The 26628-nt window shown below is 72.8% G+C and carries 23 protein-coding genes; 9 read left to right on the forward strand and 14 right to left on the reverse strand.

Going from position 1 to position 26628, the window contains the following annotated elements:
• Positions 1 to 44: 44 nt before the first annotated feature.
• Both ACLQ27_RS04430 and ACLQ27_RS04435 read right to left on the reverse strand, forming a co-directional pair.
• Entirely contained in the window at positions 45 to 2714 is a 2670-nt protein-coding gene (locus tag ACLQ27_RS04430) for a glutamate--cysteine ligase (RefSeq protein ID WP_425865940.1), read from the reverse strand.
• 163 nt (positions 2715 to 2877) lie between these two features.
• Entirely contained in the window at positions 2878 to 3438 is a 561-nt protein-coding gene (locus tag ACLQ27_RS04435; protein WP_357574028.1) for a DJ-1/PfpI family protein, read from the reverse strand.
• A 52-nt stretch (positions 3439 to 3490) separates the two neighbouring features.
• Between ACLQ27_RS04435 and ACLQ27_RS04440 the strand changes: the two genes are divergently transcribed.
• A complete protein-coding gene (locus tag ACLQ27_RS04440) occupies positions 3491 to 4435 on the forward strand; it encodes a GlxA family transcriptional regulator (RefSeq protein WP_357574029.1) in 945 nt (314 codons plus the stop codon).
• 93 nt (positions 4436 to 4528) lie between these two features.
• On the opposite strand, the gene ACLQ27_RS04445 is transcribed toward ACLQ27_RS04440, so the two are convergent.
• The 7 genes from ACLQ27_RS04445 to ACLQ27_RS04475 form a co-directional block, all read right to left on the reverse strand.
• Positions 4529 to 5518, reverse strand: coding sequence for a phosphotransferase (locus tag ACLQ27_RS04445; protein WP_425865687.1), 990 nt, complete (start codon positions 5516 to 5518; stop codon positions 4529 to 4531).
• Positions 5519 to 5790: 272 nt separating this feature from the next.
• A complete protein-coding gene (locus ACLQ27_RS04450) occupies positions 5791 to 7206 on the reverse strand; it encodes a cellulase family glycosylhydrolase (RefSeq protein WP_425865688.1) in 1416 nt (471 codons plus the stop codon).
• 113 nt (positions 7207 to 7319) lie between these two features.
• Positions 7320 to 8183, reverse strand: a complete 864-nt coding sequence (locus ACLQ27_RS04455; protein ID WP_425865690.1) for a hypothetical protein — start codon at positions 8181 to 8183, stop codon at positions 7320 to 7322.
• A 65-nt stretch (positions 8184 to 8248) separates the two neighbouring features.
• On the reverse strand, positions 8249 to 9487 hold the full coding sequence (locus ACLQ27_RS04460; RefSeq protein ID WP_425865692.1) for a DUF2201 family putative metallopeptidase: 1239 nt from the start codon (positions 9485 to 9487) through the stop codon (positions 8249 to 8251).
• On the reverse strand, positions 9484 to 10710 hold the full coding sequence (locus ACLQ27_RS04465) for an AAA family ATPase (RefSeq protein WP_425865693.1): 1227 nt from the start codon (positions 10708 to 10710) through the stop codon (positions 9484 to 9486). The genes ACLQ27_RS04460 and ACLQ27_RS04465 overlap by 4 nt, the downstream gene beginning before the upstream one ends.
• 43 nt (positions 10711 to 10753) lie before the next feature.
• Positions 10754 to 12127: a hypothetical protein gene (locus ACLQ27_RS04470; RefSeq protein ID WP_425865695.1), complete on the reverse strand. Its 1374-nt coding sequence runs from the start codon at positions 12125 to 12127 to the stop codon at positions 10754 to 10756.
• Positions 12128 to 12337: 210 nt separating this feature from the next.
• Positions 12338 to 12940 carry a dihydrofolate reductase family protein gene (locus ACLQ27_RS04475; protein ID WP_357574036.1) on the reverse strand — a complete coding sequence of 201 codons (603 nt, stop codon included), beginning with the start codon at positions 12938 to 12940 and terminating at the stop codon, positions 12338 to 12340.
• 166 nt (positions 12941 to 13106) lie between these two features.
• On the opposite strand from ACLQ27_RS04475, the gene ACLQ27_RS04480 reads away from it, so the two are divergent.
• A complete protein-coding gene (locus tag ACLQ27_RS04480; RefSeq protein WP_425865697.1) occupies positions 13107 to 14084 on the forward strand; it encodes an aldo/keto reductase in 978 nt (325 codons plus the stop codon).
• On the opposite strand, the gene ACLQ27_RS04485 is transcribed toward ACLQ27_RS04480, so the two are convergent.
• Genes ACLQ27_RS04485 through ACLQ27_RS04495 form a run of 3 tightly spaced genes read right to left on the reverse strand, consistent with a single transcriptional unit; the run spans position 14078 to position 17150 of the window.
• Positions 14078 to 14848 carry a YqjF family protein gene (locus tag ACLQ27_RS04485; protein ID WP_425865699.1) on the reverse strand — a complete coding sequence of 257 codons (771 nt, stop codon included), beginning with the start codon at positions 14846 to 14848 and terminating at the stop codon, positions 14078 to 14080. The genes ACLQ27_RS04480 and ACLQ27_RS04485 overlap by 7 nt on opposite strands.
• Positions 14849 to 14862: 14 nt before the next feature.
• Complete coding sequence (locus ACLQ27_RS04490; RefSeq protein WP_425865701.1) at positions 14863 to 16020, reverse strand: winged helix DNA-binding domain-containing protein; 1158 nt, start codon at positions 16018 to 16020, stop codon at positions 14863 to 14865.
• A complete protein-coding gene (locus ACLQ27_RS04495; RefSeq protein WP_425865703.1) occupies positions 16017 to 17150 on the reverse strand; it encodes an epoxide hydrolase family protein in 1134 nt (377 codons plus the stop codon). Before ACLQ27_RS04495 ends, ACLQ27_RS04490 begins: the two co-directional genes overlap by 4 nt.
• Positions 17151 to 17214: 64 nt before the next feature.
• Between ACLQ27_RS04495 and ACLQ27_RS04500 the strand changes: the two genes are divergently transcribed.
• From ACLQ27_RS04500 to ACLQ27_RS04515, 4 genes are all read left to right on the forward strand, one after another.
• Entirely contained in the window at positions 17215 to 18228 is a 1014-nt protein-coding gene (locus tag ACLQ27_RS04500) for a helix-turn-helix transcriptional regulator (RefSeq protein ID WP_425865705.1), read from the forward strand.
• Positions 18225 to 19193: an RNA polymerase sigma factor gene (locus ACLQ27_RS04505; RefSeq protein WP_425865707.1), complete on the forward strand. Its 969-nt coding sequence runs from the start codon at positions 18225 to 18227 to the stop codon at positions 19191 to 19193. Before ACLQ27_RS04500 ends, ACLQ27_RS04505 begins: the two co-directional genes overlap by 4 nt.
• A 113-nt stretch (positions 19194 to 19306) precedes the next feature.
• Positions 19307 to 20191: an alpha/beta fold hydrolase gene (locus ACLQ27_RS04510; RefSeq protein WP_425865709.1), complete on the forward strand. Its 885-nt coding sequence runs from the start codon at positions 19307 to 19309 to the stop codon at positions 20189 to 20191.
• Positions 20192 to 20305: 114 nt separating this feature from the next.
• Entirely contained in the window at positions 20306 to 20758 is a 453-nt protein-coding gene (locus tag ACLQ27_RS04515) for a DUF5709 domain-containing protein (protein WP_425865711.1), read from the forward strand.
• 65 nt (positions 20759 to 20823) lie between these two features.
• Here the strand turns inward: ACLQ27_RS04515 and ACLQ27_RS04520 are convergent, their stop codons facing one another.
• Positions 20824 to 22407 (reverse strand): DHA2 family efflux MFS transporter permease subunit, encoded by a 1584-nt coding sequence (locus ACLQ27_RS04520; RefSeq protein ID WP_234583736.1) that lies wholly within the window; start codon positions 22405 to 22407, stop codon positions 20824 to 20826.
• Positions 22408 to 22741: 334 nt separating this feature from the next.
• Here ACLQ27_RS04520 and ACLQ27_RS04525 point away from each other — a divergent pair, with 334 nt between their 5' ends.
• Positions 22742 to 23575 (forward strand): helix-turn-helix transcriptional regulator, encoded by an 834-nt coding sequence (locus ACLQ27_RS04525; protein WP_425865713.1) that lies wholly within the window; start codon positions 22742 to 22744, stop codon positions 23573 to 23575.
• Here ACLQ27_RS04525 and ACLQ27_RS04530 read toward each other — a convergent pair.
• Positions 23537 to 24400 (reverse strand): AraC family transcriptional regulator, encoded by an 864-nt coding sequence (locus ACLQ27_RS04530; protein WP_425865714.1) that lies wholly within the window; start codon positions 24398 to 24400, stop codon positions 23537 to 23539. The genes ACLQ27_RS04525 and ACLQ27_RS04530 overlap by 39 nt on opposite strands.
• 50 nt (positions 24401 to 24450) lie before the next feature.
• Between ACLQ27_RS04530 and ACLQ27_RS04535 the strand changes: the two genes are divergently transcribed.
• On the forward strand, positions 24451 to 24873 hold the full coding sequence (locus ACLQ27_RS04535) for a DUF2000 family protein (protein ID WP_425865716.1): 423 nt from the start codon (positions 24451 to 24453) through the stop codon (positions 24871 to 24873).
• A 96-nt stretch (positions 24874 to 24969) separates the two neighbouring features.
• Complete coding sequence (locus ACLQ27_RS04540; protein ID WP_425865717.1) at positions 24970 to 26580, forward strand: ricin-type beta-trefoil lectin domain protein; 1611 nt, start codon at positions 24970 to 24972, stop codon at positions 26578 to 26580.
• The last annotated feature ends 48 nt before the right edge of the window (positions 26581 to 26628 follow it).

Genomic DNA, 26628 nt, shown 5'->3' on the forward strand with positions numbered 1-26628 from the left:
GGCGGACCGGGTTGCGTCCCGATGTCATCTTCATCAAGCGTGAGTTACGCCGGGGGCTGATCGGTTCCGCCGAGCAGCCAGGTGTCCTTCGACCCGCCGCCCCGCGAGGAGTTGACGATCATGCTGCCGGCCGGCGCGACCCGGGTCAGCGCCACCGGGGCCACCTCGGCCGTCTCGCCGAGGAACACGAAGGCCCGCAGGTCGACGTGACGCGGCGCGAGCGCCGTACCGTCGAAGACCGGGTGGGTGGTGAGAGCGACCACCTCCTGGGCGATCCACCGGTGCGGCGCGGCGAGGATCTGCTCCCGGACGGCGTCCAGCTCCTCGGCCTCGGCGCGGGGGCCGATCACCACGCGGTCGCCGCCGTACCCGTCGACCGGCTTGAGCACCAGCTCGTCGAGCCGGCCCAGCACCTCGGCCCGCTGCTCGGGCAGCCCGCACAGGTACGTCGGCACGTCGCCGAGCAGCGCCTTCTCCCCCAGGTAGTACTCGACGAGCCGGGGCACGTACGCGTACAACGCCTTGTCGTCGCCGACACCGTTGCCCAGCGCGTTGGCAAGCGTGAGCCGCCCGGCGTGCACCGCCGCCAGCAGCGGCCAGCCCAGCGGCACGCCGTCGGCGCCCGGGGCGTGCAGCAACGCGTCCTCGTCCATCCGCAGGTAGAGCACGTCGACCTGGCTGCGGCGGCCCTCGGAGACCAGGTGGACGCGGCCGTCGGACACCAGCAGGTCGCCGCTCTCGGCCAGCGGCACGCCCATCTCGTCGGCGAGCAGCCGGTGCTCGAACCAGGCCGGGTCGCCCGGGCCGCTGCTGAGCACCACCACTGCGGGGTCGTCGGCGGCGGCGGGGGCGGCGGCGAGCAGCGCCCGGCGCAGCATCGCGGGTGTCTCGTCGGCGGGCAGCAGGTCGTCGGGCACCGGCAGCTCGGGCAGCACCGCACGGGTGAGCCGCCGGTTCTGCACGGCGTAACCGATGCCCGAGGGCACCCGGAGGTTGTCCTCCAGCACGTACCAGCCGCCGTCCGGGTCACGGACGAGATCGGTTCCGGACACCTGGGCCCGCGCGCCGCGCCGGCTCATCAACGCGCCGGTCGGACGCAGACCCGGCGAGGACTCCACCACCCAGGCCGGGACGACCCCGTCGGCGACCACCGCCCGGTCGGCGTACACGTCGCGCAGGAACGCGTCCAGCGCGCGGGCGCGCTGCACCAGGCCGGCGCGCAGCGCCCGCCAGTCGTCGGCGGGCACGACCCGGGGCACCAGGTCGACCGGGAAGAGCCGGGTGCTGGCCTCACCGGCCACGCTGAAGGTCACGCCCCGGGCGCGCTGCTCCTCGTCCCGGTCGTGCTCACGTTGGCGCAGGCCGGCGGCGCCGAGGGTGCGCAGGGCGGCGAGCAGCGGCCGGAACGTCGGCTCCGGCCCGTCCGGGCCGAAGACCTCGTCGCCCGCGTCGGCGTACGCGGACAGCGCGGGCGGTGGCGGCACACCGGGCAGGGGCGTACGCGCCGCCCGGCCCCGCGTCTCGTCGAGCAGCAGGTCGACCACGTCGGCCAGCCGGCCCCGCCGCTCGTACGCCCGTCGCTGCCGCGCCGCGGAGCTGCTGCGCTCCAGCGCGTACCGGGTCAGCTCGCGGACCTGCTCGGCGTCACCTGTCGCCTCCAACTGCGGGCGCAGGTCGGTCACCAGGCGGCCGACCGCCTCGGCGGCCGGCACCGGCCGCGCCGAGCGGGGCAGGTCGAGCAGGTCGCCTTCCAGCCCGGAGCGGGCGGCCCGCCACACGGCGGCGCGCAGCACCGGCGGGCGGACGGCGGTGCGTTCGACTCCGGCGCGCAGGGCGGCGACCTCCCGGCGCACCAGCGCCCGGAACAGCCCGGTGAGCAGGACGATCGTCTCCACGTCGGCGTTGGCGTCGGTGATGCGCAGCTCCACGGTGGGCACGTGCGCGGACGGCCGGACATCGAAGTAGATCATGGCGGGGTCGGTGATGGTCTCCGAGGAGATCAGCTCGGCTACGAGGGCCTCGTGGTCGGCCGCGCTGGTCACCTCGCCCGGGTCGCCGGCCGTGGGCCAGCGTTGCCAGACCAGCGACCGGACGCTGGCGTAGCCGCTGTCCTGACCCATCCAGTACGGCGAGCTGGTGGACAGGGCGAGCAGCACCGGCAGCCACGGCTGCACCCGCCGGGTGACGGCCACCGCCAGGTCCCGGTCCGAGACACCGACGTGCACCTGCGCGCCGCAGATCAGCTGTTCCCGGGCGAGCATCTGGTACTCGTCGAGCATCCGTCGGTAGCGCGAGGTGGGGGTGACGCTCGGGTCGCCGTCGGCGCGCAGCGGCACCGTGCCGGCCGCCACGATGCCCAGTCCGGCCCGGTCGGCGACCTGGACCGCCGACTGGCGCAGCCGGGTCAGCTCGGCGCGGATCTCGTCCAGGGTGCGACAGACTTCGGTGTTGGTCTCCACCACGCTGCGGTGCAGTTCGGCGGTGAACGACGTGGCCGGCAGCCGGTCGAGCAGTTCCCCGGCCCGGGGCACCAGCTCCCGGGTGTGCAGGTCGACGACGTGGAACTCCTCCTCCACGCCGATGGTGGCGAGGTCGGCCGGGTCGTCGTGCACCGCCGTCGCCGGGGCGGGCCGGGGCGTGGGCGCGGCCCGGCCGTTGCCGGACCGGCCCACCGGCCCGTCGTACGTCGCCGCGTTCGTGGTGTTGTCGACCATGGTCACCCCGGTTCGCGTGTCGGTGGTCTCGACTGTCCGACGAGCGTTCCCAGGCTTGGTACCGGGAGCGTTTCCGGCGCGTTAAGGTGACGCGCCGTTCTACCGGCAGAGGGTCGACCATGCGGGTGGCCGCTGATCCTCTTCGGACACCGCGCCGCAAGCCTCAGGCGCGGGCGTATTCGATGGCGGTAGCGACCCGGTTGGCGGTGGCGGCGCCGAGTTCCCGTTCGGTGAGCCACAGTCCCAGATCGAGCCCGGCCGTGAGCGCGCCCGCCGTGACACGGTCGCCGTCGTCGACGACGCGCTCGTCGAGGACCGTCACGTCGTAGCCGCGCAGTTCGTCGTACGCGTTGCGGTTGGTGGTCGCCCGGCGGCCGGTCAGCAGGCCGGCAGCCGCGAGCAGCAGCGCGCCGGTGCACACCGACGCCATCCACCGCGTCGACGGCGCCAGCGCGGACAGCTTCGCCGCAAGCTCACCGCGCTGCGCCTGCGCCCAGGCGCCCTCGGCGGCCCGGTTGAGCCACCCGCCGCCGGGAACGATCACGCCGTCGGCCGGACCCAGCACGTCGGGGACCCGGAGCTCGACCCCACGCATGCTGGTGACCGGGCCGGGCCGCTCGACGGCGACCAGTCGCACGTCCAACCCGGCGATCGAGAGCACCTCGAAAGGCCCGAAGACGTCCAGTTCGTCGAAGCCGTCGAACACCACGATGTCAATTCGCACCCGGTCAGGATCACTCGTCGACCAGGAGCTGACGAGTGGCATCCTTGCCATCATGCGTAAGAGTTCCGCCACGCATCGGGTCGCCGTTCTCGCTCTCCCCGGGGTCGTGGCCTTCGACCTGACCATCGCGACGCATGTCTTCGGCCACGAGGGTCACGGCCGGTACGCGACGACTGTGTGTTCGTTGGACGAGGGTCAGGTCGTCACCACCACCGCGGGCCTGAACCTGACAGTCGCGGCGACGCTCGACGCCCTCGGCGACGCCGACACGGTGATCGTGCCCGGATTCCGCCGCGGCCCGGCACCGGCGCGCGCTCTCCAGGCGCTGCGACTGGCACACCGTCGCGGGGCGCGCATCGCGTCGATCTGCACCGGCGCGTTCGCGCTGGCTCAGGCCGGCCTGCTCGACGGGCGCCGCGCGACGACCCACTGGGTGCACGCCGAGGCGCTCGCCCGCGAACACCCCGGGGTGCTCGTCGACGCCAACGCCCTCTACGTCGACGAGGGCCAGGTGCTCACCAGCGCCGGACTCGCCGCGGGCCTCGACATGTGCCTCTACCTCGTCGGCCGCGACCATGGGCAGGCGGTCGCCATCGAACGGGCCCGTCACATGGTCACCCCGCTGCACCGAGCGGGCGGCCAGGCGCAGTTCATCCCGGTCGGGGTGACGGGTGAGGGCGACGAGCTGGCCGCGGTCACCGCCTGGGCGAGCAGCAACCTGCGGCAGCCGATCACCGTCGCGGACCTCGCGAGACAGGCGGTGATGTCCACCCGCACACTGCACCGGGCGTTCCAGAGCCAGTTCGGCATGGGTCCGCGGGCCTGGCTGATCCAGCAACGGCTGCGCGCCGCCTGCACCCTGCTGGAGGACAACGGGATCAGCGTCGACGAGGTCGCCCGCCGCACCGGGCTGGGCACGGCCACCAACCTGCGTGCGCATTTTCAGCGGGCCTTCGCCACCACTCCCACCGCGTACCGACGGGCTTTCACGCCCTGAACTGACGCTCCGGGGTTGGATCCGGTGACCCCGGTAGGGGCGCGTGGTGCCTGACAGTCGGCCGGCGGCCAGCGCGGCGAGCAGCTCGCCGCCTTACTCTGCGGTTTCCTTGCTCAGCTGGCTCAGGACGGACGGTCCCCACCCGGTCGGGTCGTCGCCCGGCGGCACCATCGCCAGGGCCTGCCAGAGCAGAAGGATGTCCAACCAGCCCGCCTCGGCCGGGGTCAGCGGACGCTCGGACTGGTAGCTGGTAAGGAATTCCGCGCGAACGTCGGCCGACACCGGCCCCCAGTCGTGGTAGCGGGTGCCGAGCAGGACCGCCGCGCGGGCCAGCTCGACGATTCGGTGATCATGCTGGGCCTCCTCGAAGTCGAGGATCGCAGCGACCTCGCCGTGGGCCCACAGGATGTTGGCGGAGCGGATATCGAAATGGACGAGTTGGCGGGGAAGCCGGTCGGGCGGCGCGCTGATGACCAGCCCGCGCAGCGTGTCACGAGCGGCCATCGGCAGATGGTCCGCGTGGGAGTCCAGCCAGTCGGTGACCCGGGCCGTCAACGGCTTGAACGCAACGGCGGAGGCGAGAAGCTGATCAGCGTCCGGGTATGCGGCCAGCGCGTCCTGCAACTGGGCGAGCATGGCTCCGGCCGCCCGCACCTGGTGGAGATCCGTGGTGTCGAGGAGGTCGCCCACGACCTCGCGCTGCAGGCCCATCGAGACACCGTCGACCTCGACCTGGAGGCGGCCATCTCGGGCGGGAACCGGCGCCGAAACCGGCAGCCCTCGACCATGGAGCCAGCACGTGAGACGCGCCGTCTCCATCAAACGCGGAAATCGCTCGCGCACCACCGACCATTTCGCGAGCAGTCGGCCGGACGGCACGCCGACCCACGCTATCGCGTTGCCCCCGCTCATGACTATTCGCTCGCAGGAGTCGATGCGAACGCCCCAGTGCTCCTTCAGCATCGCGGCGACCCAGCGGCCGGCCGACTCTGCGTCACCGAAGCCGAACCGTTCGTCGAGCGCGTGGCGAGGGTCGTGCGGCTCCCACAGCATCTCCAACATCGGCGCCTGCGATTCGATCATGTGTCGTATCCGGTCACCAGGCCGGCGGATGCCGCTCGCTCGGCACCGGCGAAGGGACGGTCACGACGACTGCATCCGATGACCCGCCCCGGTTCGAGAGCTGCATGCCGCACAGGTATGAATGTGACTGACAGGCATATCGCCTGCCAAAGCGACCGCCCCTGCGAGGGCCGTGCGTGGGTGATCGACACGGGATCGGCGATGTCGGGGCATCCCACTGGCTCGGATACCCCGACATCGGCGATCTGGAGTTGATCAAGCGCGCTACGGGGTCACCTCATGTTGGCGACCACGAACGGCGCGTGGCCGTGCAGGTAGTTGCTCCACCCACCGGTCACCGGCGCCCCGGGGCTGAGCAGGTTCGTGGTGTCGGTGCCGACGTCCAGCTTCCAGGCGGTCCAGGAGATGCCGTTCGCCTTCATCCAGTCGATCCAGGACTGCGCCTCCGGCAGGCAGGCCCGGCCGTCGAGGCCGCCGTCGGCGTTGCTGGCGCCCCACTCGGTGACGAACAACGCGAGCCCCGCCCGGATCGCCGCGTCGCCCTTGGCGCGCAGTGACCCGCCGTGGGTGCACGAGTAGAAGTGCAGCGTGTACATGAGGTTGGTGCCGGAGACGGGGCTGGCCGCCGCGGCGTCCACGTCCTGCGACCACGTCGGCGTGCCGAGCACGACGATGTTGTCCGGGTCGGCGGCGCGGATCGCGGACACGACCGCCTGGTGGTACGGCTTGATGACGCCGGTCCAGCTGAACTGCAACGGCTCGTTCCACGTCTCCCAGATCACGTTGGGCAGGTGACCGTAGCGGCGGGCCAGGTCACCGAAGAACGCCACCGCCTGCGACTGGTTGTTCTGCGCCTCGTGCGCGTGCCAGTCGACGATCACGTACACCCCGGCGGTGACCGCGTTGTTGATGATCGTCTCCACCTGCGCCCGCGCCCGGCCCGGGTCACTCAGGTACGCCCCGGCCGGTTCCACGCCCATCGCCGCCCGAATCACCTGGAGGTTCCAGTTGTCGCGCATCCAGGTCAGCGCGGACAGGTTCTCGGCGTACGGAGCGGTCTCCCAGTTGAGCCACATGCTGCTGACGCCGCGCAGCTGCACCCGCGCGCCGTTCTTGTCGCACATCGTCGTGCCGCAGACCCGCAGTTGCCCGTACCGCTGCACCGGCGTGCCGGTCGTCGGCGGCGGAGTGGTCGGGGGCGGGGTCGTCGGGGGCGGAGTGGTCGGGGGCGGAGTGGTCGGGGGCGGGGTCGTCGGGGGCGGGGTGGTGGGCGGCGGCGTCGTGGGCGGCGTGCCGCCGGTGCAGGACACGCCGTTGCCGTTGACGGTGCAGTTCACCGGAGTTCCGGAGCCGTTGACGAGGAAGCCGAACGACGTCGAGGCGCCGGCCCCGAGAGTGCCGTTCCACGACACGTTGCTGAAGGTGTAGTGGTTGCCCGAGGTCACCTGCTGGGCGTTCCACGACTGGCTGATGCTCGTGCCGGCCGGCAGGTCGAACTCGACCCGCCAACTGCTGATCGGCGCGGAGGTGTCGTTGGTGACCGTGACCTGGCCCTGATAGCCACTGCCCCAGCTGTTGGTCACGGAGAACACGACAGTCGCCGCGCTGGCCGGCGTGGCGATCATCGCCACCGCGCCGGCGAGCAGGCCGGCGACGGCCAGCGACGTGACAAGTCTCAGTGTGCGCATGCGGAACCCGCTTCTCTTCGACGGTGATGGTCCGAGGCGGGGGCGGCGCCTTCACGCAGAGTATCGATCAACGACGATGTCATGCAAGCCGGGGCGCGCGGAGGCCCGGTAGGTCAACCCCGCCGCCAGCCCCACCGCCGCGAACCGGCAGATCCTCCCGACCCACCCTTCTCCCGGGCCAGCATCTCGGCCGCGACCCGCAGCTTCTGAGCGGGCTCCGCGGCGGCCGGGCCCAGCGTCTCCACAAAGCGGTTGCCCATCGCCAGCACCATTGCCGCCCGGTCGAGGTCGCCGATCAGCACGAGGCACTGGGCGTACACCCCGTAGGTGTTGGCCATCTCCCAGAAGGTCAGCGGACGCGCCAGATCGAGCAGCCCCTGGCGCAGCTCGCAGGCCCGCGACGCGGCCAGCGCCGCCTCCTGGGCGCCGGCGCCCGACGACGGCCGGGTGAGGTGCCGGTGCAGCAGCGCCGTCGCCTGGTTGTGGTAGGCGGTGCCCATCGCCTCGCGGGTGCGGGGCCCGGCGGACGGCGGATTCCCGGCGGAGGTCAGACCCACGGTCACGGCCCGTTCCAGCAGGTCCCGGCGCGTGGCGGGCTGACCGGCGGCGAACGAGACCTCGGCCAGGTCCACGAGCGCGGTGATCAGCTCGGCGAGGGCGTCGTCCCGGGGTGCGGCAGCCACGTTCCCGCCCTGGGCCGCCACGGCGTCGTACACCCGCTCGAAGACGACCACCGCCTCACCGCCGGGGGCCATCCCGTCGGCGGCCCGGCCGCGCGCCGAGAGCAGCATGCTGTGCCGCCACAGCGCCCGCGCCAACTGCTGCTGGTCCTCGCGGACCCCACCCGGTCCGCGCACCGCCTCCCGGTACGCCTCGATCACCCGGACCCACAACCGGTCCGCCTCCGCCCAGGTCTCCTGTCGCGCCGAACGCTCCCGCGCCTGCTCGAACAACCGTCGCCGCTCGTCCGGTCCCATCGTGCGCACCGCCTTTCGTGGTCGCCCCCAGCCCACACCGCCAAAAGCAGTGAGACTCGTCGATTCTAGGTCGCCCCGATGGTCACCACCGGCGCCCACTGCGGCGGCGCGTTCGGTACGCGGTCCTCCTCCTCGCTCCACGACGCCCGGCCGCGAGGGAACAGGCCGACCACCGTCCGCGACGTCGGGCGGGCCGACGGCCAGGGCGTCTGCCCGTCGGTCAACGCCACGATGACGTCCGGTCGAGGGCGTGCCCGCAGCGCCCGGGCGAAGCCACTGCGCAGGTCCGTGCCGCCGCCACCGATCAGCGGGATCTCCTCCGCGCGGCACAGCGGGTGCACGACCCGGGCCGCGGCGTCGCACGGCAGCACGCTCACCAGGTCGCGCCGGCCGCCCAGGGCCCGGGCGATGGCCGCCACCTCGAGCAACGCACTGCCCAGTTCGGCGTCGCTGACCGACCCGGACGTGTCGACGATGACGCAGACCGTCGGAGGTCGACGGCGCAGGCTGGGCAGGATCACACCGGGCAGGCTGGCGGACCGCCGGGACGGCCGCCCGTAGGTGTGGTCCGAGCCGACCCCGGCGGCCACCGCCGCGGAGCGGATCGCCGCGCCCAGCAGGTCCCGCCAGGGCTGCGGCGGGTGAAACGCCTGCTCCGCCCACCGCCGCCACCCCCCGGGAATGGAACCGGGGTGTCCGGTGATGCCCTCCGCCACCCGGTGCCGCACCGCGTCCCGCTCCTGCTCGCTGAGGCCGTGCGCGCCGTCCGGCCCCAGGTCCCACCGCCGGTCCAGGCCGTCCGCGCCGCTGCCGCAGTCCAACCAGACCAGATCCTGCGTACGCGGTCCCAGCCCGAACTGCCGCAGGTAGTCCTCCATCAGCTCCCCCGGGTTGAGCCCGAGCGACGCCGGCTGGACGGCACCCTCGGGCATCGTCAACCCGTCACCGAACGCGTCGTCGTTGATCTCGCAGTCCGCGGCGATGTTCATCCGCAGCCGCTCCCCCGGGCCGGTCAGCCCCCGGGCCCGGGCGACCCGGTCACCCCGACCGTGGTGGTCGCGCAGCAGGTGCGACACCTCGTGCACCCACACCCCGGCCAACTCCTCCAGGGGAGTGCGGTCCACGAACGCGGGCGAGACGTAGCAGCGCCAGTACCGGTCCACCGCCATTGTCGGCACCTGCGAAGACGCCACCGGGTGCAGGGCGAACAACGCCGTCGCCAGGTAGGGCCGTGCGCGGGCGGCGTGCAGCCGGGCCGCGTACAGCTTGTCGACGTCCAGGCGGAACGTGCTCGGGGCGCTCACCGTCGCACCCCGGCGGCCGCCGCGACGCGCGCTGCGGCCTGGTCGGCCCGCCGGGACAGCGACACCGCCCCGCCGAGGCGTTCGATCGTGTCCGGGACGTCCCAGTCCTCGCGGCGCAGCGTGGCGAGGGTGGTCGCGGGAACCACGACCAGATCCGGCGCACCGGTCTCCACAGCCCGGGCCAGCAGCGCCCACGCCGCGTCCCAGCGCGACCGTTCCGGGCGGTTGCGGACCGCCGCCACGACGGCGTCCAGCACCGCCTGGCGCAGATCACCCCGTTCGGGCAGTACGGCCGCCGCCGGGTCGGCCAGCAGGTCCTCCGGATCAGGAAGGTCCATCCGGTCCATGCTGGCCAGCAGCTCCAGCCCCGGACCGTCGCCGACCGTGCCCCGCACCAGCGTGGACAGCACCTCGCGGGACACGCCGGCCGCGCGCGCGAAGGCGGTCAGCCGCAGCGCCATCCCCCAACTGCGCGGCGACGGCCACGGCCCACCCCGGGCGACGTCGGTGGCGGGCAGCCGGTGCACGAGATCCGGGCGGACCGCCAGCAGTCCGCACACCGCGCGGCGGGCGAAGGCGACGGCCTCCGGCAGCAGCGCCGGGTCGAGCCGGGGCAGCGCCGCGCGGGGCCACGTGCCACCGAGTCCGCGCACGACGACCTCGTGGTCGTGCCTCCACTGGAGGTGGACGAAGCGGTTGGCCAGCGGCGGGCTCAGTTCCCATCCGTCGGCCGCCGACGACCGTGGATTGGCGGCGGCCACGATCCGTACGCCGGGCGGCAGCCGCAGGGCACCGACGCGGCGTTCCAGCACGAGGCGCAGCAGGGCGGCCTGAACGGCTGGCGGGGCGGTGGACAGTTCGTCGAGGAACAGGAGCCCTCGACCGGCCCGCACCAGGCGCACGGCCCAGTCCGGTGGGGCCATCGGGACGCCCTGGGTCGCCGGGTCGGCGCCGATGATCGGCAGTCCCGAGAAGTCGGACGGCTCGTGGACGCTCGCCACGACTGTGGTCAGGGGCAGGTCCAGGGTGGTGGCGAGGTGGGTAAGCGCCGCCGTCTTGCCGATGCCGGGCTCACCCCACAGGAGTACGGGCAGGTCAGCGGCCACGGTCAGGGTCAGGGCCGCCAACTGGTCGTCGGAACGGGGTTCGGTGGTGGTCGCGCCGAGCAGGGCGAGCAGATCTTCGGCGACGTCGAGCTGAGGACTGGTTACAGGCATGGTCATCACCTTGTGAGGTCGTGGTGGGTGAAGTGCTGGCGTACCGCGGTCAGCGGTGTGTCGCGTGCCGCGCGCGCCGGCGTCGCGCGCCGACGCGGCGAGGTTCCGCGGCGGTGGGGCCCGGCTCGGCCCCGATCAGGCCGGCCCGGAACAGGCCGTGGGTTATCCGCCGCTGCGCGGCGGTCTCGAGTTCGTCGCGCAGGGCGCCGTCCCGCAGCAGCGCCCGGGGGCCGAGCAGCGCCTCCACGGTGGCCAGTGCCCCGGCGGTGTCCCCGTGGTCCAGGCGGGCCCGCACGTCGGGCAGGCACTCCGGCTGCCGGTGCGCCTCGTCGATCTCCCGCAGGCAAGGCAGCGGCGACCCGGTGAGCGCCGCCAGCAACTCCTCCCGGCGGATCTCCGCCGCGTCGTGATCCAGCGCGGTGAGCACGCCGTTGACCAGGCCGATGCGATGATGAGCGCCCCGGCACAGCACCACGCGCGGCAGCGCGGCAGGGTCCGGCGTGCTCGGGGCGCTCGGGGCGCTCGACACCTGATGCTCAGGCACCAGTGCCGACGCGACCAGGGGATGCAGCCGATCCGCCTCGATCAGCCCGGCACGCAGCAGCGCCAGGTCGGGCAGCACCCAGGTCGCCGCGTCGGGCAGCACCGGCAGTCGCCCGTCGTCCGACCTGAAGGCCCGGGCCGAAGGCGGCCCGTCGTGCCCACCAGGGGCCACCTCGAGGACCAGCCGACGCCCGCCGCCGAGCCGCACCGCGACAGCTCCGCCGGTACGCCCCTCGACCCTCAGCAGAAGCGCGGCCTCGGCCGCCCATCGGTCCGTCGCGTGCCCGGACGCCTCTCCCCACTCGCCGGGGACGACGGAGGGCGGGGTGTCCCACGGCAGCCGGTCCGCACCGGATCGGATCCGCAACTCGCCCGCCCGACGCGCGTCCCACAGGTGGCGGTGCAGGTCGAGCCGGAACCGCCGGTCGGGGTGGGGATGGGCGCCGGATCCGTCGCGCGTCCCGTCCCACAACCCGAGGCTGATCCGCTGCCCGGCATCGGCCCACGCCGGTGGTGTCCGGGCCACCAGGTGCACCGCGCCACCGCCGGGCCGCTCCTGGCCGTACCGGGCCAGCGGGACGATCAGGCTCGGGCGCAGCAGACCGTCGGGAGCGGTCCTCGGCAGATGCCAGCGCAGCAGATCCGGGGCCAGCTGACGAAGGTCGGCCCGGACTCGGGCCGCCAGCTCCCGCCCGTGGCGGCCGGCCACGGCTCGCAGGTTGATGTCGGGGTCGACGCGGGCGGCGGCGCATGCTCCGGCCCAGTCACCGACCAGACGCCGAGCTGTCGCACGCTCGATCATGGACGGCGGTACGGCGAACTCGCGCACGCACCGCCAGAAGGACAGTCGAGAATCCGCATTCGCGGCCCGGGAGTGCATCAGCACTCACCGTTCGCGGATCGGACCCCCAATCTGACGAGAGAGGAAGTGATCATCACGCCGGAGCATACCGCCGGGACGCCGGCTCCGCCATGACCCCACCGCCATCGTCACTGGGTGGCGACGCCCCAGCACGCCACACCAATTCCGGTCACGCTCGACGCCGGCGTACGGTGCGGGGCCGGCCCAGGCCGGCCGGCCCCGAGGTGGTCAGGCCGCCGGGCGTACGCGGTAGGCCAGGTGCGTGACGCCGTCGCCCTCGACGACGCGGAAGGGGCCGTCGAGGTGCAGTGGCGCGATCGTCAGGCCGGCGAAGAACGGTATGCCGGCGCCGAGCACGACCGGGACGAGGTCGACGTGCACCTCGTCGAGCAGGCCAGCCTCGACGACCTGGGCCGCGATGGTGCCGCCGTTGACGCCGACCTCCTTGGCACCGGCGAGCGCCTTCGCACGGTCGATGGCGCTGACGATGCCGTCGGTGACGAAGACGAAGGAGTCGTTCTCCGGCTCCCAGCCCTGCGGCACGGTGTGCGTGACGACCACGACGGGCACGTCCATCGGGTGCCGGCCGCCCCACCCGCCGGTCATGTCGAACAGCCGACGGCCGACGACCAACGCGCCGGTACGTGCGGTGAGGTCCCGCAGGTGGCGGGCGCTCGCGGCGGACGTCCGGAACGTCATCTCGGGGTTGGCCGTGGGCGTCTCGACGGCGCCGCTGCCGTACCACTGGAAGAGGTGCTCGAAGCCGCCGTGGGAGGCGTCCGCGATGTAGCCGTCCAACGACATCGTCGCCCCGGTCGTCACCTTCGTCATCGGTCCACTCCTTGGTCTGTGCGGTGTCAGCCTGCCGGTCGTGCCCGGCCCTCACCCCGTGGTCGAAGCAGGCGCTGCTGTCCTCGACATGCCCGCTGAACTCTTTCCGACCGGGTTGGACGGCCGCCGGATGCCGCCGGGCGGCAGCGGTCGTAGCGTGGTGCCCATGAGAACCACCACGCTGGGCAGCGCAGGGCCCGAGGTCGGCGTCATCGGTCTCGGGTGCATGGGCATGAGCCACGGATACGACATCACCGGCCCCCGCGACGACGACACCTCGATCTCGGTGATCCGCCAGGCGCTGGACCTGGGCGCCACGCTGATCGACACGTCCGACGTGTACGGGCCGTACACCAACGAGGAACTGGTCGGCCGGGCGCTGGCCGACGGCCACCGGGAGCGGGCCGTCCTGGCGACCAAGGTCGGGCTGGTGGCCACGTCCCTGACCGGAGGCCCCGGCAACTCACCGAAGATCGGCAACAACGGCCGGCCGGAGCACATCCGCACGGCGATCGACGACAGCCTGCGCCGCCTCGACACCGACCATGTCGACCTCTACCAGCTGCACCGCGTCGACCCCGAGGTGCCGATCGAGGAGTCCTGGGGCGCGATGGCGGAGGTCGTCGCGGCGGGCAAGGCGCGGCAGATCGGCCTGTCCGAGGTGACTGTGGACCAGATCGCGCGGGCCCAGGCCGTGCACCCGGTGGCGTCGGTGCAGTCCGAGTTGTCGCTGTGGACCCGGGACCCGCTGGCCGAGGTTCTGCCGTACTGCGTCGCGCACGGCATCGCCTTCCTGCCGTTCTCCCCGCTGGGCCGGGGCTTTCTGACCGGCCGGTTCTCGTCGTTCGACGACCTGCCGGCCGACGACTTCCGACGCGGCCTGCCGCGCTTCCAGCAGGACGCGCTGCGGGCCAACCTGGCCATCGTCGCCCGGGTCCGGGAGATCGCCGACCGGGCCGGCGTCACTCCCGCGCAGGTCGCGCTGGCGTGGGTGATCGCCCAGGGCGACCGGGTCATTCCGATCCCCGGCACCAAGACACCGAAGTACCTGGTGGACAACTGCGCGGCCGGCGACGTGCGGCTCGGCGCCGAGGAACTGGCCGACCTCGACGCGCTGCCCGCACCCGAGGGCGGGCGCTACTGAGCATCCGGCGGCCCGGCGCTCCAGCCGGGCCGCCGGGCCGTCACGGGCGGGCCGAACCGCACCCCGACACCTGGCGAGTAGAGCACGCTGACCGGCGGTCCGACAGGTGCCGGCAGCCCGGCGGCGGCGACCAACCCGTCGTCCAGATGCAGCAGCTCGGCCCGGTGCAGCGGCCAGCGGGGATGCCAGTTCGGCAGGTGCAGCGTGCGACCGTACGCCCGGGTGTGCAGCCCCCACCGGGCGGTGAGGAAGTGGTCCAGGGGGGTGGGGTCGGCGATCGGCTCCCCCACCCGGACCACCATCCGGCTCGTCGTACCCGCCGGGCCGGGCCAGCGACGCCGGCAGCGGTAGGTGAGTCGGTCGCCGTCGCGGTCCAACCGCATCGACGACCAGAGGTACGGCAGACGCAGCGTCGCCTGTGCCACCAGCACCGGCACCAGGCGGGACGCGTCGAGCGAGCGGAACACGACCGCCCGTCGGCCGGTGTCGTCGACCGAGTAGAGCCGGACGTTCGTCTCGGCGAACGTGCCGAAGTACGGCACCCCCGGGCCGCGACCGAAGCCCAGCCCGACCATCCGGAAGCCGATCAGCCCGACGAAGCTCACGCCGTCCAGCGTGTCCGGACGAGTGCCGGGGGGCAGCAGCGGCGCGACGAGTTCCGGAGCGACAGCCCAGTGCAGGAAGGTGAGGTCCTCCCAGCGCTGCCGCAGGACCGTCGGGACGAACGTTCGGCGGGGCGCGTCGTCGACCGGTTCGATGTCCACCCCCTCATCCTGACTCAGGCGTGCGGACCGACACGCACCGTCCCGACGGTCAGTGCGGCGTCCCCCTCCAGGATGTGGCCGACCCGCTCGATCTCCACGGCCAACTCTCGCCGCCGACGGGCGTCGAGTGCCCGCAGCGGCTCGACCGTGACGCGGATGGTGCGGCCGGAGCGGCGTTGGTGCCACACTCCGGCGACTGTCCCGTCCACCAGGAGCACGGGATAGTTACCCGCCTGTCCACCGGCCAACGCCCGCTCGGCGGCCGCACCGGGATAGAGCCGGTCGCGCGGATGACAGCCGACCACGTACGCGTCGAAGTAGGGCAGTAACCGCAACCCGGACGGCGGGTCGTCCGGAAAGTCGGTGTCGTCGGCGGCCACCCACGCGGGCGTGCCCTCGACCGTCACCTCGGTCAGGTCCAGCAGGGTGAACAGCCATGTCACCCAGGGCCGGGGCGCCGACAGCCACTGGGCGAACTGGGCCGGCGTGGCCGGACCGTACGCGTACAGGTAGCGACGCACGAGGTCGGCCAGCGCGGCCCGGCCGGCCATCGGGGCGAACCCGGGTAGCCAGCGGTTCGGGCTGGTGTACGTGGCGGCGCGGCCCCGGTTCGGGCCGAAGCAGACGATTCCGCTGCGGGTTGCCTGCCCCATCGCCGCGAACCATCGGGGCCACCTGTCCTGGAATGCCTCCATGACCCGTTCGCCCGCCCACTCGCCGGTGCGGGCGACGACCTCCTCGGTCAGCTCGGCGGTGGTCAGCTCGGCCTCGGCCAGCGCCTCGGCGATGGCCGCGAGGACCCGCTCGGTCTGCCGGGGAGTCAACAGGGCCACACTCCGCTCCCGGGGCGCAGTGGGCATCGCGCTCAGCGCGCCGGTCCACATCGGCAGGTCCGCGGCGGCGAGCAGGTGCACGGTCCCGCGTGGTCCACGGGTCTTGACCACTGTGCGGTCCCGCCAGAGCGCCTGGCGCACCAGGGCACGGGTGGCGCCGGGGGCGCGGAGCCCGACGGACAGTTCGGCGGCGGAGGCGACCTGGGCGTGCGCGCCACACATCACGGACACCACGTCGGCGACGCGGTCGACGTCCGGCGTGGTGTCCGGTGTCGGAGTCGTGAGCCGGTGCCGCGCCAGACGCCGGGCGGCCACCTGCGCCCAGCTCAGGTCGGTCATCGCAGGCTCGCGAAGAAGGCGCGGATGTCCGCCGCGTGCGCCGACGGCTCGTCCATCGCCACGAAGTGGCTGCCCGGGTTGCCCTGCGGCCAGTGCACGACGGTGTTGTCCCGTGCGGCGAGGCGGCGCATCAGCGCGGTCCCGCCGCCGTAGACGCCCGACGGCACCCGCCGTTGACCCCGGGGCCAGGCGAAACCGCCGTCGTCGGCGAGGGTGAGCCGCTCGTACATCGGCCACGAGGAGGTTCCCGAGGTGCCGGTGAACCAGTAGAGGCTCACGTTGGTGAGCAGATGGTCCCGGTCGATGGCCTGCTCGGGTGTCGGTACCGTCATGGTGAACTCCTTGAACTTCTGCATCATCCAGGCCAGCAGCCCGACCGGCGAATCGGTCCAGGCGTACGCGACGGTCTGTGGCGCGGCCCGCAGCAGCGCGTGGTGGTCCACCCCACCGCTCATCCACCGCTGCATCTGTTCCCACTCGGCGCGTTCCGCCTCGCTCAGGTCGGGCTCGTCGGCGGCGGTCGGAAAGCCGAATCCGCCGTCGATGTGCACGCCCACCACGCGCTCCGGCGCCACCGCCGCCACCCGGGGCGCGACGTACGCGCCGAGGTCGCCGCCCTGGGTGCCGTAGCGGTCGTAGCCGAGGCGGGCCATCAGCTCGGCCCACATCGAGGCGAGCCGGTCGATCGTGAACCCGGCCGGTGGCGCCTGCGAGAAACCGAAGCCGGGCACCGACGGCACCACCACGTGGAACGCCTGCGCGGGGTCACCGCCGTGGGCACGCGGGTCGGTCAACGGGCCGATCAGCTCGGTGAACTCGACCACCGAGTTGGGCCAGCCGTGCGTCAGCAGCAGCGGCAGCGCGTCGGGTTCCGGCGAGCGTACGTGCAGCAGGTGCACGTCCAGGCCGTCGATCTCGGTGACGAACTGGGGAAAATCGTTCAGGCGCGCTTCGTGCGCCCGCCAGTCGTAACCGTGTGCCCAGTGCCCGGTCAGCTCGCGGAGGTAGTCCACCGGCACCCCTCGGTCCCAGCCGGCGCCGGGCAGCGGGCGGGGCCACCGGGTGCGGGCGAGCCGCTCGCGCAGGTCGTCGAGGTCGGACTCGGGAATGTCGATGCGAAACGGCGTCATGCCGGGAAACGCTAGGGCCGATATAGGTCAGGATCTGGCACACATCGCTGGCATGGTGGAGGCCGTGTCCGACACCCCCGCCCGACTGCTGGGCCTGCTGTCGCTGTTGCAGACGTCCCGGGAGTGGCCCGGCAGCGAACTGGCCGCCCGGCTCGGCGTCAGCCTGCGCACCATTCGCCGCGATGTCCAGCGGCTGCGCGACCTCGGCTACCCGGTGCAGGCGACGATGGGCGTGATCGGCGGCTACCGCCTGGTCGCGGGCAAGGCGATGCCACCACTGTTGCTCGACGACGAGGAGGCGGTGGCGATCGCGGTCGGTCTGCGGACCGCCGCCGGTCACGCGGTGGCCGGTATCGAGGAGGCCTCGGTACGGGCGCTGGCGAAGCTCGAACAGGTGCTGCCGTCCCGGCTGCGACAGCGCGTCAGGGCGTTTGGGGCGGCCACCGAACCGCTGCTCACCTGGGGTCCGCCGCCCGTCGACCCCGAACACCTGAACGCCCTGGCAGCCGCCGTCGACAGCCGCGCGCAACTGCGGTTCACCTACCGCCGTCGCGACGGCGTGGACGGCGTACGGCTCGTCGAGCCGTACAAGCTGGTGTCGGCGGGCCGGCGCTGGTATCTGGTGGGCTACGACAACGATCGCGCCGACTGGCGGATCTTCCGGGTGGACCGGATCACCGACCCGCGGGTCACCCGGATCCGGGTCGCCGCCCGTCGGCTGCCGGCCACCGACGCGGCGTCGTTCATGGCGGAGAAGCTGCTCGAGCTGACGCCCGTCCACCGGGCGGTGGTGACGCTGCACGCACCGGTAGAGCGGGTCGCCGGCCCGCTCGGCGGCGCCGGGGTCGACCTGGAGCCGATCGACGCCACCTCGTGCCGGTTGCGCAGCGACGCGGACACCCTGGAGTGGCTGGCCTGGCGCCTGCTGACCCTGGGTTGCGATATCGAGGTGCACGAGCCGCCGGAGTTGATCACGTACCTGCGGCAGATCGGGGTCCGGGCCACCCGCGCCGCCGGCCCGCAGGCTGCGGAGACGGGCCGCCCCGGGGGCACGCCGGTCCGCCGTACGCTTGAATGAGCAGAAGCGTTCAGAACGGGCGGTTCGGGGAGGAACTGGACGTGACGCAGGGTGATGCGGAGCTGGTCGCGCTCGCGCAGGCGGGAGACGCGGCGGCGCTCGGTGCGCTGCTGACCCGTCACGAGGCCGGAATGCGGGCCGTGGCGCTGGGCATCCTGGGCTACGGGCCGGACGCCGAGGACGCGGTGCAGGACGCGATGGTGACGGCACTGCGGCGCATCGGCGAGGTCCGCAACCCGGCCGCCGTCGGCCCGTGGCTGCGCACGATCGTGCGCAACAACGCCCGGACGACCCGGCGCGGGCCGCGCACCCTCCCGGTCGCCGAGCCGGAGTGGTTCGCCCAGCCCGCTACCAGCCCCACCCCCGAGGAGGCTCTGGACTCCGGCGCGCTGCGCGACTGGGTGTGGCACGCCATCGGGGAGCTGTCCGAGCCGGACCGGCTGGTCACGCTGCTGCGGTACTTCAGCGACGCCTCCTCGTACGAGCAGATCGCGACCGTGTGCGGCGTGCCGGTCGGTACCGTCCGCAGCCGCCTCAGCCACGCCCGTCGGGCCCTCGCCGGCGGCCTGCGGACGGCGGCGACCACCGCGCACGCCGATGTCAGCGCGGCCGGCGACGCCCGCTGGCGTGAGGGCCGCGACATGATCGCCACGGCGATGCGGGGCGACTTCGACCGGGTCGTGCACGAGAGCTGGTGGCCGCACGCCGAGATGGTCGTGCCGGGTGGGCCCCGCGGCGGCCGTGACCTGGCGATCCGCGGCATGACCACCGATCTGGAAGCCGGGGTACGCCAGCGGCTGCGCAACGTGGTCGCCAGCGGCGACGTGCTGATCTGGGAGACCGACCTGATCAGTCCGCCGGACGACCCGGAGCACTGCCCACCCGGCGCACTGTGGTTGCAGCAACTGCACGAGGGCCGGGTCCGCCGGTTCACCCTCTTTCACCCCGTCCCGGCGCTGGTCTGAAAAACGTTCGCCGACCGAGCGAACTTTCTCCTCGACCCGTGCATCTGGTCCGTGTCAGTCACCAGCCGCGCGGCGGGCACACGCCGCGCGGGTCACGGATCGGGAGATGGTTCATGGGTTCCACAGGCCACGACGTCGACGCCCTCGCACCGGGCACGCACACCTTCACCGTTGACGGCGTCCGGCAGGTCTACCACGTCGCCGGCAGCGGCCCGGTGTGTGTGGCGCACTCCGGCGGCCCCGGGATCGAGTGGGCCTACCTGCGGACGCCGGGCCTCGAGGAGCACTTCACGATGGTGTACGTCGAGCCGGTCGGCACCGGCGCGTCGGGTCGGCTCGACACCGTCGACGACTATCGCCTCGTCACGTATGTCCGGTTCCTCGACGCCGTCATCGCGCACCTCGGCGAGCCCCGGGTGTACCTCCTCGGCCACTCGTACGGCGGATTCGTCATCCAGCGGTACGCCCTGGACCACCCGGACCGGGTCGCCGGCCTCGCCCTGTACGACACCTCACCCGTCACCGGCGCCGACTTCTGGGCCGAGGCGATGGCCAACCTCGCCGCGTACCCGCAGCGGCACCCGGACCGTCCGGAGGCGGCGGAGATCCCGGCCGCCTTCGCGCAGATCGGCGCCGCCACCGACGACGAGTCCCTGGGAAGCGCCCTGCGCGCCGCCCTTCCGGTGTACTTCGCGGACTTCTGGGGTCGGCAGGCCGAGTTCGTCCCGTTCCAGGCGGCCGTGCGGATCTCGGCGGCGCCGGCCGGCGCACAGGACCCCACGCCCTTCGACGTGCGCGACCGGCTCGGTGAGATCACCGTGCCGGCCGTGGTGATCGTCGGCGCGTACGACTTCATCTGCGGCCCCCGGTACGCCGAGGAGCTGCACGCGGGCCTCAAGGACTCGCGCCTGGTGGTGCTGGAACGCAGCGGGCACTTCGCGCACGTCGAGCAGCCGACGGAGTTCACCGACGCCGTTGCGGAGTTGCTGAAGCGCTGAGCGCGCGCCACGCCCCGAGGTCCGTTCGTCACAGCGGGCAGACCCCGGGGGGCGGCGGCGTTGGACGGTCATAGGCTTGGCACTTCGCTGCGCCGTGACGAAGGAGATACCGCCGTGAGCCAGACGGATTCCGTCGACGAGTGGAACGTGGCCGAGGACGACGGGGTGCTGGACGCCTCCGACACCCTGGACGACGACCGTGTCGGCGACCCCCTCGACACCGGCATCGTCGCCGCGGACCACTGGACGGCGGCGAACCGGTTCGGCACCACCCCCGCCGAGGAGCGGGCGGGCGAGTCGCTGGATCAGTACCTCGCCCAGGAGGAGCCGGACGTCGACCCGTACGCCGAGACCGGCGACGACGAGGACGAGCTGACCCGCCGGGGATACGAGACCGAGGCGCGCGCGGGCCGTCTCGTCGAGTACGACGAGGGCGTCCGCGAGGACGACGAGGCCGAGTCGGTGGCGTGGGACGCCGGGATCGACGCGGGCGCCGCCAGCGCTGAGGAGGCGGCGGTCCACGTGATCGAGGACCCCGACGGGCCGGGCGACGGTCCGCTGCGCTGATCGACACACCGCCGCGCTCGACACCACGATGGGCGTCGAGCGCGGCGGGTGGTCGAGCGCGTCGGTCAGTGGATGACGACCGGCGCCTTGGCCAGCTCGGCCTGCTCGTCGCCGAGCGGCTGCGCGGGCGTACGCCGGCGCGGCAGCAGGGCGGCCGGGATGAACGTGGCCAGCACCAGCGCGAACGCCACCCAGAACGTGTGGGCGAACGACCGCGCGGCGAAGTCGAGGCCACGTTCGATGATCGACGGATCCACCGGCATCTGCTGGAGCAGCTCCGGCCGCTGCTGGGCGGCGATGGCCAGCCCGGCCTCGGTGATCGGCTTGCCGCTCGGGTCCACCGCGCCGGGGATCGGCCGGGAGCCGTTCAGCTCGTTGGTGAGGATCACCGACATCACCGCGGCGCCGACCGAACCGCCGATCTGCTGGAGGATGTTGACGAGCGTCGAGCCGCGCGCCACCTCCTGTGCCTGCAACGTCCGCAGCGCCGAGGTCATGATCGGCATCATCGTGCCGCCCATGCCCAGGCCCATCACGAACAACGACCCACCGAGCAGCCAGTACGAGGTCTGCGCGTCGACCTGGGTGAAGCCGAAGAAACCGGCGACGATCAACGCCAGCGCGAACGGGACGGTGCGCCCGATGGGCACCCGGTCGGCGAGCGTGCCGGCGATCGGCATGGTGATCATGGCGCCGAGGCCCTGGGGCGCCATCAGCAGGCCGGCGGCCAGCGTCGACTCGCCGCGCACCTGCAGGAAGTAGCTCGGGAACAGCAGGCCGGCGCCCATGAACGCGATGATGAACACGAACAGCGTCACCGAGGCGATGGTCAGGTTGCGGTTGCGGAACAGCCGCAGGTCGAGCAGCGGGTGCCGGGGCTTGAACGAGTAGAGCACGAACGCCACCACCAGCGCGCCGCCGACCAGCATCGGGGCCCACACCTTGGTCGCGGAGAAGGTGCCCGCCTCCGGCAGCGATGAGACGCCGTAGAGGAAGAGCGCGAGGCCCGGGGAGAGCATCAGCATGCCGAGGAAGTCGAAGGACTCCGACGGCTCGGGGGCGTCCTTCGGGAGCGCCATCTGCGCGTAGATGAGGGCGACGACACCGATCGGCAGGTTGATCAGGAAGATCCAGTGCCAGCTCGCCGTGTCGATCAGCCAGCCGCCGAGGATCGGGCCGCCGATCGGGCCGAGGAGCATCGGGATGCCGAGGACCGCCATCAGCCGGCCGATCCGGTGCGGCCCGGCCGCGCGCGTCATGATCGTCATTCCGAGCGGCATGAGCATGCCGCCGCCGAGGCCCTGAAGGACGCGGTAGCCGATCAGTTGGCCGATCGAGTCGGCGGTGGCGCAGAGGCCGGACCCGATCGTGAACAGGGCGAGCGCCACCATGTAGAGGCGCTTGGTGCCGAACCGGTCGGCCGCCCATCCGCTGAGGGGGATCACCGTGGCCAGGGCGAGCGTGTAGCCCGTCATCGTCCAGGCCACCCGGGCGTAGGACGCGTCGAACTCGGTCTGGAACGTGGGCAGCGCGACGCTGACCACCGTCACGTCGAGGATCGACATGATCGCGCCAAGGACGACGACGCCCGCCACCTTGAGCACCGCGGCGTCGAGTTTGTCCGATGTCGCGACGGATTGCTGTGTCACTGACTCTCCTGAGGTCGGTTGATCCGGCGGAAGGTGGGCGGTGGCGGCGTATGCCACGCCGACCAGGCGCGGGACGCGACGTGCCGGGGCGACGACGCGCGGAGGCAGACTATCCGGGGACTGTGACGGATTGCGGCCGGATTTCGTGACGGCCACGTGGCGGAACCGATCGGCCGCCCGATTGGAACCGGTAGTCGGGGTGTCGATCAGCCGGCGGACCGACCCGGCACGGGAACGTCCGCGGAACAGCGCGGCCGGCCCCGGCTGTTGCACCCGACGTGCCGGCGCACCGCCGGCCCACACCGATCCACCCCGGGTGGCAGAAGGAGATGCCGTGGACCGCGCCCAGCTCGCCAGCTTCCTGCGCACCCGACGTGCGGCCCTGCAACCCGAGGACGTGGGTCTGCCCCGGGGTCAGCGCCGACGCACCGGTGGCCTGCGGCGCGAGGAGGTCGCCGCGTTGAGCGGTATGTCCACCGACTACTACAGCCGACTGGAGCAGCAGCGCGGGCCGCACCCCTCCGAGCAGATGCTGGCCGCCCTCGCCCGCGGTCTGCGGCTGTCGCTCGCCGAACGGGACCACCTGTTCCGACTCGCCGGTCACGCCGTTCCGCACCGCGCCGTCCGGGCCGACCACGTCAACCCCGGGATGATGCGCATCCTCGACCGGATGCACGACACTCCCGCCCAGGTGGTGAACCACCTCGGTGAGACGCTGGCGCAGACCGCGCCGGCCATCGCCCTGCTCGGCGACGAGACCTGGTACACCGGGCTGGCGCGCAGCGCGCACCACCGCTGGTTCACCGAACCGGCGGCGCGACGGCTGCACCCCAGCGAGGACCACGAGACGCAGAGCCGACTGTTCGTGGCGCACCTGCACGCGTCGTACACCCGCGACGGCCGGGGCTCGCGGGCGGCGACGCTCGTCGACGACCTGCTGGCTCGCAGCCCGGAGTTCGCCCGCCTGTGGCGGGAGCACCCGGTGCCCGACGCCCCCTGCCCGACGAAGCGTCTCCGGCACCCCGAGGTGGGCCCGCTGGAGCTGCACTGTCAGACACTCGTGGATCCCGACGGGTCCCAGACGCTGCTGGTCTTCACCGCCGCGCCCGGGTCGGAGAGCGACGAGAAGCTACGCCTGCTGTCCGTCACCGGCGGCCAGCTCGTCTGATCGCGGCCGGCTCGCCAGGAGCACGCGCGGGGCCGCGTAGCGGGACGGGCTGACGCCCAGGTGCCGCCGGAAGTGGCGCGTCAGGTGCGCCTGGTCGAAGAACCCGGCCGCGACGGCGACCTCGGCGGGGCGCTGCCCCGCGAGGAGCAGACGGCGGGCCAGTTCGACACGACGACCGGTCAGGTACGAGTGCGGCGGCAGCCCGTGCGTGTGGGTGAACGTCCGGACCAGGTGGGTCGGGTGGGCGTGCAGCAGCTCGGCAGCCTGGCGCAGCGTGAGGCCCTCGACGGTCCGGGCGTCCAGCAGCTCGCGTAGTCGTACGGCGAGGCCGGGCGCGGCCGGCGGGTCGCCGGCCGGGGAGCGCGGGCGCAGCCGCTGGCGCAGCCGTTCCAGGATGAGCGCGAGCCGGCTGTCGGCCTCGAATTCGTCCCCCGGCGCGGCGAGCACCCGGTGCAGATGGTGGATGCGGTCCCGTAGGCGCGGATCGGCCAGGTCCGGCCGGTCGACCGCCGGACCGACGAGCGCGGCGTCGAGCGCCGTGGTGTCGAGGTACAGGACCCGTTTGCGAAAGCCGTTCGGCGTGGCGGCCCGGCCGTCGTGCGGCACGTACGGCGGCAGCAGCGTGACCGACGTGCGCAGCGCGCCGTGGCGGTGCCGGTCCAGGTCGAAGCGGACCGCGCCGTCGTCGACGATCAGCAGCGTCCACACGTCGTGGGTGTGCAGCGGGTACGCGTGATCCGGGAAGTGGGCGTGGAACACCTCGGCGACCCCGGCGACAGCGGGTCGCCACGCGCTGACCTGTGCGCCCGTCGGTCGGGTGACCACGCTAAGAACGTACAAGAACGGCCGGGCGCCGGGCGGGCAGGCTCGACGGCATGACCGAACCGATCCGTTTCCCCACCAAGATCGCCGTGCTGCTCCGCAACGACCTGGCGGGGTGGCAGCGGCTGAACGTCACCGCCTTTTTGGTCAGTGGTGTCGCGAGCGCCGAGCCGGAGTTGCTCGGCGAGGAGTACCGCGACGCGGACGGCACCTCGTACCTGCCGATGTTCCGACAGCCGGTGCTGGTCTTCGCCGGTGACCGGGCCACCCTCACCGCCGCGCACTCGCGGGCGCTCACCCGCGGGCTGCGCCTGGCGATCTTCACGTCCGAGTTGTTCGCCACCGGCAACGACCGGGACAACCGGGCGGCGGTGCAGGCGGTCGGCCGGGAGAAGCTCGACCTGGTGGGGCTGGCCCTGCACGCCCCGCGCGGCATGGTCGACAAGGTCCTCAAGGGCGCGGCAATGCATCCGTGAGCGCACCCGTCGCATCGAAGACATTGATATCAATGGGTACGACTGTAATGATTAACACACTTTACAGTTGTCTTCGCCGCCCGGAAGGACCCCGACATGGCGCGACGATTGGCCGGGCCCGCGCCCCGCCACCCCCGTACCAGGTTCGCCGCCGCGCTCGCCGCGGCCCTGCTCGCCGTGCCGACCGGTCTGTTCGTCGGCGCCTCCCCCGCGACGGCCGCCACCACGGGCGCCATCACGGGTTACGGCGGCAAGTGCGTCGACGTGGCCGCAGCGAACCCGGCCAACTCGACAGCCGTGCAGCTCTACACGTGCAACGGCTCCACCGCCCAGCAGTGGACGGTGGCCGACGACGGCACGATCAGAGCCCTGGGCAAGTGCCTCGACATCGCCGCCGCCAGCACCACCAACGGCGCTCGGGTGCAGATCTACGACTGCAACGGCACCGGCGCGCAGCAGTGGTCGTCCAGCGCCGGACAGGTGGTCAACCCGACCTCGGGCAAGTGCCTCGACGCGACCGGCCCCAGCTCGGCCGACGGCACGCCGTTGCAGATCTGGAGCTGCACCGGCAGCGCCAACCAGCTCTGGACCCTGCCCAGCGATGGCACCACTCCCCCGCCGTCGAGCGGCTTCACCCACCCCGGGGTGCTGGTCAGCCGCGGCCAGCTCGACTTCGTCCGGGGGCGGGTGCAGGCGGGCGCGCAGCCGTGGGCGGCGGCGTACAACCAGATGATGAGCAGCCGGTACGCCTCGCTCTCGCGCACCCCGGCGCCCCGCGCCGTCGTCGAGTGCGGCTCCTACTCCAACCCGAACAACGGCTGCACCGACGAGCGCGAGGACGCCATCGCGGCGTACACCGACGCGCTCGCCTGGTACCTCACCGGTGACTCCCGGTACGCGCAGAAGGCGATCCAGATCATGGACGCCTGGTCGGCGACGATCACCTCGCACACCGGCAGCAACGGACCCCTGCAGACCGGCTGGGCGGCCTCGACCTGGCCCCGCGCCGCCGAGATCATCAAGTACACCTACGGGAGCTGGCCCAACGCCAACCGGTTCGCCACCATGCTGCGCACCGTCTACCTGCCGGTCGTCCGCAACGGGTCGAACAGCAACGGCAACTGGGAACTGACGATGATGGAGGCCGCCGTCGGCATCGCCGTCTTCCTGGAGGACCGCACCGCCTACGACGCGGCGGTCACCCGCTTCCTCAACCGCGCCCGCGCCTTCATCTACCTGCCCAGCGACGGCGCGCTGCCGTACACGGTGCCCGGCAGCGGCCTGGACACCAGCAGCGAGATCATCGGCTACTGGCAAGGCCAGTCCACCTTCGTCGCCGGCCTCGCGCAGGAGACCTGCCGGGACTTCGTCCACACCGGGTACGGGATCTCCGCCATCTCGCACGTCGCGGAGACCTCGCGCATCCAGGGCCGCGACCTGTACCCGCAGGTCGGTGAGCGGCTGCGGCAGGCGCTCGGCCTGCACTCGCGCTACCAGCTCGGCGAGGCGGCACCCTCCTGGCTCTGCGGCGGCACCCTCACCCGGGGCCTCGGCCCCGTCACCGAGGTCGGCTTCAACGCGCTGAGCAACCGGCTGGGCAATGTCATGACCAACACGCAGACCCTCACGCTGCAACAGCGACCCGCCGGCACCAACAACCTCTTCGTCGCCTGGGAGACGCTGACCCACGCGAGCAACCCCAACTGACCGCGCCGCGACGGGCCGGCGCCGAAACCCTCTCGACGCCGGCCCGCC

It is taken from the genome of Micromonospora sp. DT63, from assembly GCF_049841615.1.
Lineage (GTDB): Bacteria > Actinomycetota > Actinomycetes > Mycobacteriales > Micromonosporaceae > Micromonospora.

Bases quoted from the DNA above. Each gene is read 5' to 3' on its own strand.
- ACLQ27_RS04430 (WP_425865940.1), bottom strand. From the start codon at position 2,714: ATGGTCGACAACACCACGAACGCGGCGACGTACGACGGGCCGGTGGGC.
- ACLQ27_RS04440 (WP_357574029.1), top strand. From the start codon at position 3,491: ATGCGTAAGAGTTCCGCCACGCATCGGGTCGCCGTTCTCGCTCTCCCC.
- ACLQ27_RS04445 (WP_425865687.1), bottom strand. From the start codon at position 5,518: ATGATCGAATCGCAGGCGCCGATGTTGGAGATGCTGTGGGAGCCGCAC.
- ACLQ27_RS04450 (WP_425865688.1), bottom strand. From the start codon at position 7,206: ATGCGCACACTGAGACTTGTCACGTCGCTGGCCGTCGCCGGCCTGCTC.
- ACLQ27_RS04455 (WP_425865690.1), bottom strand. From the start codon at position 8,183: ATGGGACCGGACGAGCGGCGACGGTTGTTCGAGCAGGCGCGGGAGCGT.
- ACLQ27_RS04465 (WP_425865693.1), bottom strand. From the start codon at position 10,710: ATGACCATGCCTGTAACCAGTCCTCAGCTCGACGTCGCCGAAGATCTG.
- ACLQ27_RS04470 (WP_425865695.1), bottom strand. From the start codon at position 12,127: ATGCACTCCCGGGCCGCGAATGCGGATTCTCGACTGTCCTTCTGGCGG.
- ACLQ27_RS04475 (WP_357574036.1), bottom strand. From the start codon at position 12,940: ATGACGAAGGTGACGACCGGGGCGACGATGTCGTTGGACGGCTACATC.
- ACLQ27_RS04480 (WP_425865697.1), top strand. From the start codon at position 13,107: ATGAGAACCACCACGCTGGGCAGCGCAGGGCCCGAGGTCGGCGTCATC.
- ACLQ27_RS04490 (WP_425865701.1), bottom strand. From the start codon at position 16,020: ATGACCGACCTGAGCTGGGCGCAGGTGGCCGCCCGGCGTCTGGCGCGG.
- ACLQ27_RS04495 (WP_425865703.1), bottom strand. From the start codon at position 17,150: ATGACGCCGTTTCGCATCGACATTCCCGAGTCCGACCTCGACGACCTG.
- ACLQ27_RS04505 (WP_425865707.1), top strand. From the start codon at position 18,225: ATGAGCAGAAGCGTTCAGAACGGGCGGTTCGGGGAGGAACTGGACGTG.
- ACLQ27_RS04510 (WP_425865709.1), top strand. From the start codon at position 19,307: ATGGGTTCCACAGGCCACGACGTCGACGCCCTCGCACCGGGCACGCAC.
- ACLQ27_RS04535 (WP_425865716.1), top strand. From the start codon at position 24,451: ATGACCGAACCGATCCGTTTCCCCACCAAGATCGCCGTGCTGCTCCGC.
- ACLQ27_RS04540 (WP_425865717.1), top strand. From the start codon at position 24,970: ATGGCGCGACGATTGGCCGGGCCCGCGCCCCGCCACCCCCGTACCAGG.